General features: G+C 38.2%; 5 protein-coding genes. All 5 read right to left on the reverse strand.

The window, feature by feature from the left end; all coding sequences use genetic code 11:
* Positions 1-3 precede the first annotated feature (3 nt).
* Positions 4-1,347 (reverse strand): TolC family outer membrane protein, encoded by a 1,344-nt coding sequence (locus tag ACTS4L_RS06845; protein WP_440651846.1) that lies wholly within the window; start codon positions 1,345-1,347, stop codon positions 4-6.
* A 41-nt stretch (positions 1,348-1,388) separates the two neighbouring features.
* Positions 1,389-3,977 carry an alanine--tRNA ligase gene (gene alaS, locus ACTS4L_RS06850; protein WP_440616472.1) on the reverse strand — a complete coding sequence of 863 codons (2,589 nt, stop codon included), beginning with the start codon at positions 3,975-3,977 and terminating at the stop codon, positions 1,389-1,391.
* Between the two features lie 97 nt (positions 3,978-4,074).
* On the reverse strand, positions 4,075-6,033 hold the full coding sequence (gene mutL / locus ACTS4L_RS06855) for a DNA mismatch repair endonuclease MutL (protein WP_440616473.1): 1,959 nt from the start codon (positions 6,031-6,033) through the stop codon (positions 4,075-4,077).
* A complete protein-coding gene (gene coaBC / locus ACTS4L_RS06860) occupies positions 6,026-7,243 on the reverse strand; it encodes a bifunctional phosphopantothenoylcysteine decarboxylase/phosphopantothenate--cysteine ligase CoaBC (RefSeq protein ID WP_440616475.1) in 1,218 nt (405 codons plus the stop codon). Before coaBC ends, mutL begins: the two co-directional genes overlap by 8 nt.
* A gap of 72 nt (positions 7,244-7,315) precedes the next feature.
* Entirely contained in the window at positions 7,316-9,511 is a 2,196-nt protein-coding gene (locus ACTS4L_RS06865; RefSeq protein WP_440651848.1) for a hypothetical protein, read from the reverse strand.
* Positions 9,512-9,702 lie beyond the last annotated feature (191 nt).

The raw sequence follows: 9,702 nt of genomic DNA on the forward strand, positions 1-9,702 counted from the left end.
AAACTAAGACTTAAGCCATGAATTAAAGATTTGAACATCACGCTCTGATAACGTGCCGGCATCAAGTTTAAGTTGCAAGACATCTGTCACATATTGGTATTTTGCCGTTGCTAACAATGACATGCTTTCATATAGTTTTTGCAGCTGATCTAATACTTCGGTAATTGTAGAGCTACCGACTTTATACCGCGCTTGATATTGCTCATACGCTGCTTTTGCTGCAATTACTGATTGCTTATAAGCTTCGATTTGCTTAACACCAGAGACAACATTATAAAAATCAACCTCAATATTCTGAGTAATGCTGCGTTGCTGATCAAGGGTAGTAAACTCAGCTGCTTGATAATCAAATGCAGCTTGCTTTCTAGCGGCATAATCACTGCCACCATTTAGAATATTCCAACTAAAGGTTACACCGACATAACCATTACTATAGTTACCTAAAGGCAGGGCTGCTGCATCCGTTGCAAAAGCGCTTCCTGAGTTATCATTAATACTATAATTTGCCATTAAACTGACATTTGGCAAGAAATTACCTGTTGATGCAGACCACGTTTTTGCTGCTGCATTTTGAGTGTAAATCTGTGCTTTAAGATTTGGATTACTAGCATGTGCGCGCTTAACCCACTCGTCAATACTATCAGGTGCAGGGTTAGTGAAATTAACATTACTCTTTAAATCAGCTAATGATTTATTATCAACACCCGTATATTGATACAAGGCATAATAAGCAGACTCAAGGCTGTTCTCAGCGGCCTTTAAATCCGCCAATGCACTATAATAATTTGCTTCAGCAGTCTTCACATCAACACTTGTTGACATCCCAACTTTAAGCTTTAGCTTTGATTGATCTAATGTGCTTTTAACCGATTTTAATTTCTCTTTTAAAAAGACGACCTGCTCTTTAGCATTGAGCACGTTAAAGTATGCCGTTGCCACATCCAAAATAAACTGCTGCTTTTGTGCATTATAGGTTTCCTCAGCACTTAAGGCACTTTGTTTTGATGCCTGGTAAGTCTGATAGTCACCATAGTTGAAAAGCGTTTGAGTGAGCGTGATGCCCGCTGTGTAGTTGCGATAACTGCCACTTTGTGGTGTTGTCTGGATTTGATTAACTGTTGCCCCTGCATTTAAACCAATATTTGGTAGTAAGGCACCTAAAGCAATAGGCTCCGCCATTTTGCTTGATTGCATCGTGTAAAAATCAGCTTTATATTGCGGGGAGTTATCAAGTGCTTGTTGGTAAACTTGCATCAAGTTTTCAACAGGCGCTTTAGTAGTCGCCATAGCAACACCCGAGCTTACAACAAGTGATATTCCAAGAAGTGTCTTTATTTTAAAGGTCATACCTTTTTCCTAAGTTTAATGTTCGATATAGCACCTTGCTATTATAGTCTCTCTTTTACCCATTCATGCACCGAAGTCATCGCTTTTGGTAAATTTTGTGGGTCATTGCCACCAGCTTGTGCCATATCAGGGCGTCCACCACCTTTACCATCAACTTGATTGGCAATAAAATTGATTAATTCACCAGCTTTAATCTTATCCGTAATCGCTTTACTCACACCTACGGCAATTTGCGCTTTACCTTCATTTTCAGTAGAAAGAGCAACAACCACTTTGGACTTTTGTGCTTTGTATTGATCAATCTTTTCGCGTAGCACGCCCATATCAACATTTGGCAATAGCGCTGAGATTAGTGTGACATCATCAATTTGCATCTCGTTAATGGCAATAGCGTCACCTGATGAAATTTGCTGTTTTAAGCCTTTAATCACCTTATCTTGCGCTTTGATTTGCTGCTGCAATTTCAACAATTTATCCAGAACATTGTCATCACTAGATTTTAACAGCTCATGAATTGTTGTTAATGTTTCTTCTTTTTCTTCAATATAGTTTTCAGCATAAAGACCTGTGACTGCTTCAATACGGCGCACGCCAGAGGCAATACCGCTTTCAGAGGTTATTTTAAATAAGCCTATATCGCCAGTTTGAGTGACATGCGTACCTCCGCAAAGCTCAATAGAGAAATCTCCAACGCGCAACACGCGCACAACATCGCCATATTTTTCACCAAAAAGCGCCATAGCTCCCATGTTTTTAGCCGCTTCAGGCGAAGTTTCTATCGTTTCAACAACAAGGTTTTGACGAATAATGGCATTAACTAAATGCTCTACTTCTTTTATTTGCTTTGTTGTCACAGCTGAAGGATTTGAGAAATCAAAACGCAGTTTATTGAATTCAACCAACGATCCTTTTTGCTCAACATGACAACCAACGACTTCGCGTAATGCTGCATGCAATAAATGTGTCGCGGTGTGGTGTGCTGCTGTTGTTGTGCGTTTGTTAGAGATTTGCGCGGTCACTTCATCATCAACCACAAAACTTCCCCTTACTACCTTACCAATATGTAAAAAGGCTGATCCTGATTTTTGCACATCTTCAACAGTAAATTCACTACCTAACGCTTCAATAACACCTTTATCGGCAACCTGCCCACCAGACTCTGCATAGAAAGGTGTTTGATTCAAGATAATAACACCCTCTTGCCCTGTAATCAGTTTATCTGTTTTTTTACCCTCGCTAAAAAGTGCCAACACCTGTGCATCAGACACTGGCAATGAGTAACCAACAAACGTTGTCTGTAAGTCTGTCTTGATCATCTGATTATAATCAACACCAAATTTGCTGGCTGACTTTGCCCGCGCTTTTTGCGCTTCCATAGAATGTGTAAATCCTGCTTCATCAACCGTTAAATTGCGCTCTCTGGCAATATCTGCTGTTAAATCCAATGGAAAACCATAAGTATCATATAGCTTAAATGCCGTCTGTCCTGAGATTACATTGCTATCAAGTTCAGCAATTTCTTCCTCAAGAATCTTCATGCCATGACTTAGTGTTTTTTCAAATTGCTCTTCTTCTTTTTTTAAGACATCTTCAATGAACGTTTGTTTTTCTTTTAAAACAGGATAAGCTTCAGCCATCACTGTAACCAGTGTCGCAATCAACCGATAAAAGAAAGTGTCCACCGCACCTAGCTTATAACCATGGCGCACTGCTCTACGAATAATGCGACGCAATACATAACCACGCCCTTCATTTGAAGGCAAAACACCGTCGACAATCAAGAAACTGCACGCGCGAATATGATCTGCTAAGACTTTAAGCGATGGATTATTGATATCTTCTGTTGCCACAATCTTTGCTGCAGCATCAATAAGTTTCTGGAATATATCAATCTCGTAATTACTGTGCACATGCTGCAATACTGCGGCAATGCGCTCAAGTCCCATCCCAGTATCAACCGATGGATTAGGTAATGCCTCTAACGTACCATCGATCAAACGATTATATTGCATAAACACCAAATTCCAGATTTCAATATAGCGATCACCATCTTCCTCAGGCGTCCCAGGAGGACCGCCTGCAACTTCTGCACCATGGTCATAAAAGATCTCAGTACATGGCCCACACGGCCCTGTGTCACCCATTGCCCAGAAATTATCTTTAGCACCTATGCGTGATAGACGTCTACGATCAACACCTACTTCATTAATCCAGATATCTTCAGCTTCTTTATCCTCTTTAAAGACAGTCACCCATAGCTTCTCCTTGGGAAGCTTTAATACTTCTGTCAAATATTCCCACGCGTAGAAGATAGCATCACGTTTAAAGTAATCACCAAAGCTAAAATTACCTAACATCTCAAAAAAAGTATGATGGCGCGCCGTATAACCGACATTTTCCAAATCATTATGCTTACCACCTGCTCGCACACATTTTTGTGAACTCACAGCTCTCGTATACGATCTTTTATCCGCACCCAAAAAAACATCTTTGAATTGCACCATGCCAGCATTTGTGAATAATAAAGTTTCATCATTGACTGGCACCAACGATGAACTCGCTACTTCTTGATGCCCTTTGGATTTAAAAAAGTCAATAAAAGACCGTCTAATTTCATTAGTTGTAATCATGCTTGCTCTACTGGTATCAATTTAAAATTCAAAATCAACGCCTAGTTTACTATAGAAACGCAGCTTGGCAAAAGTAGTTAGCGCAAAATTTATATGACTATTTCCCTCGCATAAAAAGCTTATCTAAATCATTGACTGTCATTTTCACCCATGTCGGGCGTCCATGATTGCATTGATCTGCTCTTGCTGTTTGCTCCATATCGCGTAGCAATTGATTCATTTCCTCAATGGTAATTTGATCATGCGCACGCACGGCTTTGTGGCATGACATAGTTGCTAAAATTGCATGCATATAATCATCCATTGGCTTGGCTTTACCACTGACCTTAAGGCTGTTGGCAATATCAACAATAAGACTTTCGATATGATTATTCTTTAAATAAACCGGAATAGCACGAATCACTAAGGTTTTCTCGCCAAGTGCTGAATATTCAAACCCCAATTTATTCAAAAGGGCTTCATGCATATCTAATACATCGAGTAATACTGGGCTTATCTCAAAGGTTAGAGGTAATAAGAGTACTTGCGATACCGTTTGATGTTTTGCCCATAGTGTTTTTACCTTTTCATACAACACTCGCTCATGTGCTGCATGCATATCAACGATAATCAAACCATCTTCCGTTTGTGACAAAATAAAGATGCCATGCACCTGTGCCAAGGCAAAACCCAAAGGGTATATATTACCATCTTTTACAGGCTTTGCTTTTGTTGTTATTTCTGTCATTGCAGCATTTTGATCTATGACGGTTTCTTTCACTACCTCCTCAATCACCAAAGGCATAGCTAATTGTGTAGCATCTTGCCATTTATCTTGAAGGGTTTGTGCTTTTATTTCATCATGAGTATCACTGGTATTTTCAGGGTATTGAATTTCATCTTTTTGATTAATCAACTGTCCATATAACGCCATATCATTGAGATGGCTGGAGCTTGAAGATTGTGTATACTGACGTTTGTCCTGCCAATGATTATTTAGTTGTGTTGCAGGCTTCTCAGGCGTACTAAATGTTAATGAGTCAACGTCATTTTCAGCTTCAGATGACTCTGGTAATTGTGGCTTAGTATCTGCCAAAGCATGATGAATTTTGGCAAACAGAAAATCATGCACTAAACGCGACTCACGAAAACGCACTTCATGTTTGGTTGGATGAACATTTACATCCACCGCATGTGGATCGATATTAAAAAACAAAATAAACGCAGGATATCTTTGATGATGCAATACATCTTTATACGCCTGCTTTATCGCATGCGCGATTAGCTTATCTTTGATAATTCGACCATTGACATAAAAATACTGCAAATCAGCACGTGATTTTGAAAACTGCGGCTTAGCCACCCAACCATATAATTGAAGTCCCATTGCTTCAGCTTGAATTAATAAGGCATTATCAACAAACTCATCGCCACAGATATCTGCAATACGCTGTTGCTGTTTTTGCGGTGTATCAGCTACAGGATATGACTTCACCTCCTTGCCATTGTGCCAAACAGTTAATGCTACATTGAAGTGGCAAAGCATAAACTTTTTCAACAGCTCATCAATATGCACATATTCCGTGCGTTCAGCTTTTAAAAACTTGCGCCTGGCAGGTGTATTATAAAAAACTTCTGCCACCTCAATCGTCGTTCCAATCGGATGAGATGCAGGAATCAATTCATTATCTAACTGATTATCGACAGACCATGCATGTTCATCTTGTGCTGTTTTTGAGGTAATCTTAACTTTAGCAATTGAGCCAATACTGGCAAGTGCTTCTCCTCTAAAGCCCATGCTGTTAATCGCTTCAAGCTCATCTAAAGAATATATTTTACTGGTTGCATGCGGCATTAAAGTCAATGGTAAGTCATCTTTTTCAATACCCGAGCCATTATCACGTATCAATATTTTTTCTTTACCTCCGTGCTCAAGCTCTAATGTAATCTCAGTCGCTCCAGCGTCTAAGGCGTTTTCAAATAACTCTTTCACAATCGAAGAAGGTCTTTCAACAACTTCTCCGGCAGCAATCTGGTTAGCTAGTTCAGTGGATAAGACTTTAATTCGTCTACTCATAATTTAATTCCGTTTGCACTTCTTTTTTGATAACGTTTTCATTTAAATAATCAGCAATATGATCGGCAATATCACGCTTTGATGCCAAAGGTAGGGCTAATACTTGCTCATAATGTTTATTAAAGATCTTTACTTCATTGTGATCACCATAAAAAGGAAAGCCAGTATCCGTATTAACTTGATTTAATATTAAGAAATCAAGATTCTTGCATTCAATTTTAGCTCGTGCATGCGCTTGCGCATTATGTGTCTCTGCGGCAAACCCGACACAACAAGGCCTGTTTCTTGCCAAGTTTGCAACACTTGCCAAAATATCTTTATTTTTAACCAATTTCAACATCAACTCATCACTTTGATCTGTCTTTTTGATTTTTTCAACAGCACATATTTCCGGGCGATAATCAGCAACGGCCGCTGCTGCAATAAAGAGATCTGCCGTTTTCACCTTTTCAAGTACAGCATCATGCATTTCATTGGCACTTTTCACCTGAACAACATCACAGTTTTGAGAAGCTTTTAATTGAGTAGGTCCTGAAATTAAAGTCACTTCCCAACCAATATCAATAAAAGCTTCGGTCAATGCATAACCCATCTTACCTGAGCTGTGGTTTGATAAATAACGCACCGGATCCAACGCCTCAATGGTGGGTCCTGCAGTTATTACCACATGTTTATCAGTTTTTATTTTTGGCTTTAATAGATGCTTTACAATATTTTCAGGCTCCATCAAGCGCCCATCGCCTATATCGCCACAAGCCTGCTCTCCAGCTTCTGGTGGCAAAATGATAAAATCACGATTTTTCAACTGATTTATATTTGCTTGCACAGCACTGTTCTGCCACATAACAACGTTCATTGCCGGTGCTATAAATATCGGTTTGTCCGTTGCAAGGATCACATTGCCTAGCAAATCATCTGCTAACCCCAAGGCTAATTTGGCAATCGTATTAGCCGATGCTGGTGCTATCACTATATCGTCTGCCCAGCGCGCAAGTTCGATATGTTCAATTGGGCGATCGGTATAGGCAAACAAATCATCATAGACTTTGTGCTGCGATAACGCCTCAAAACTTAAACCGGTAACAAAAGCTTTGGCTGATTCAGTTAATAAAACTTTAACCTCACAATTTGCTTTGACTAATAATCTGGTTAATTCAAGCGCTTTATACGCAGCGATGCTTCCGGTGACACATAATAAAATTTTTTTCATTATTTATAATTAAAAATTCCTAAAATATTGCCATCCATACTATAAGATAAACTTACTTATGTACATGCTATTTTATTGCGTTGATTGCATACCAATCACACCATATGGCATGGGAGCGTCTTGAATTTCAACTCCTGTTGAATCAGTCGCTGTTTTTAAAAAGGTTTTTTGCGTAGCGGGATCATAGGTTAAATAAACACCATCAACTGATGATAGTTCCATAAGGTCTATACTTGCAAACTCTTTATCAACACTCAATGCAATAAAATGTGCATCTCTAGCTTCTGGTGAATATGGATCGTTTTTTGTAATCACAATAATAAAACCCTTAAAAGGTAAAACTTGCTTAACGATTTGATTACTAAAACTCACCGTTCTCAAGAATGTAAGACTAGGCGTTGCCGGCGTATATTTATAAATATCTACAGAAGATGCATAAGGTAATACTAAAAAGTTTTCTGTGGTGCTATCGGGTATAATTTGTGGTGCGTACTGTATGGGATCAATAGGTGATGCTATACCTAACAATATAGTTCCACTAGTAATTTCAGGAGTGCTACTAATATTGCTTACAACTATGCGTTTTAACCCTGAACTTGTTGAAAAGAACAAGATAACTTGATCTGTGTTCTGACTTTGTAATTGGTCAGTGGCTAACAAATAAACTTTACTTACGTCTTGAACCACCCCGTAATCATGGGCAATAGAAGTGCTTGCACCTACATCATTATAGATTTCCCCTTCTATTTTTCCAGAAGAAAATTGTTTCACTATAAAGCTATAAATTTGATCACTTTTACTAATTAATTTAGCTCCCAAAATGCTATTTGGTTCGGATATCTCATACCAATTGTTATTACTTCCAGAATTTGGAGGTGATTTTCCGTCACTACCTTTAATGTTAACAAAGTATTTATTGTCATCCATGACAACTAACCCTTCCGTATAGTATATATCATCCAAATAAGGAATAGCCTGAAAGTTTTGCGGAATAATCCGCCAGTTCTTACTTTGCTCAAATGGATTTTTCTTTTTATTGCTTTTTTTGATATTTACAAAAGTAAAGCCTCCATACGTTACAACTTCCCCTGGATTATATTTCTGAGAAACCCAGGGCGATCCTGTTGTTGTTGGAACTATCACCCAATCTTTTCCTCCTGCTGCTAGGCTATCTTTGTTTGAGTTAATATCACTTTCAGCTACATACTTATCACCATCATCGGTAACTATATCACCAGCATAGTATTCGATATTTGCATTAAACTGAGGAAAGCTCAAAGGGGCGATGATAACTCGCCAATCCTTAGGTTTCTCATATGGATTATCGCCAGGATCAATATCATCTAGTGCCATAAATTTTTGACCATCAAAAATAACGTAGTCTGGCAAGACATATGCTAACGCGGGGTTATATGTTGTTGTTCCTAATATTTGAGTCCAGTCCAAAGTTGAAAATGTGTCGTTTGTTGATAAATTTTCTAGTTGTGTTAATCCTATGCTCGTTTGCCATACTACTCCAGTATTTTTGTCATAGATTAGGATTCCTAAGTTCCAGTCTCCATCCTCTAGATACCAGCCTTGTTCAAGAAGATAATTTCCATTATCTTTAAATTTTAAGCTGTAGGTATTTACAGTTCCTTTGAGAGTGTAATTAATTTGTTTACCACTTCCTGAAACACTTCCTGAGTTATCTATTTCTAGTGCACCAAGAAATCCTGCATTACCATTTTCAATGGTCTCTGAGCTACTCTTTTGAGCTAAATCAAGATTGTTCAGAATAATACTGGGGATATTAACATTCTGTGTGTCTTGAGGAGACAGATCATTTTCTTGATAATATTGACTAGGTGCATTTACAATTGCTACATACTTTGCCTGATGTTGCGTTTGAGCTGTGACCTGCATATTAACATGATACTGTAACACTGCTGAGGCATTATTTAACGCAACACTATCTGGAAATATTGCATCATTTAAATCTGATTGTACGGTACTTGTTACCGTAATATTTGAATTGCCTGAGCTATAGTTTTTAACACTTGAAAGAACTGGTGTATTAGTATAAATATAATCATTTGCTTCCAAAGTGCTTTTTAATGATAAAAACGCACTGTTGCGTGAATTATTATAGTTCTCAATGGCTTGGTTCTGAACAACGTTGGTTTTCAACATATATAAAATTGAACCAGATAGTATTGAGACCACTGCAACAATAATTAATGCAATGAGTAAAACACCACCGTGTTGATTATATTTATTATTATACATAGTCAATCGCCAAGATAATCCATACACCATAAAGTATAGATCAGTTAAGACTGCTTTTCCTTATGATTTTTTACAAAACATTCCAAGATCACCATTGGAAGGCTTTACTATAAATTCTATATCACAAAGCAAAAAGGCACCGTTAGGTGCCTTTGTAATAATAAAAAACCTGATGATGTTCTACTTAACTT

It is taken from the genome of Cysteiniphilum sp. 19S12-1, assembly GCF_052030685.1.
Taxonomy (GTDB): Bacteria; Pseudomonadota; Gammaproteobacteria; order Francisellales; family Francisellaceae; genus Caedibacter.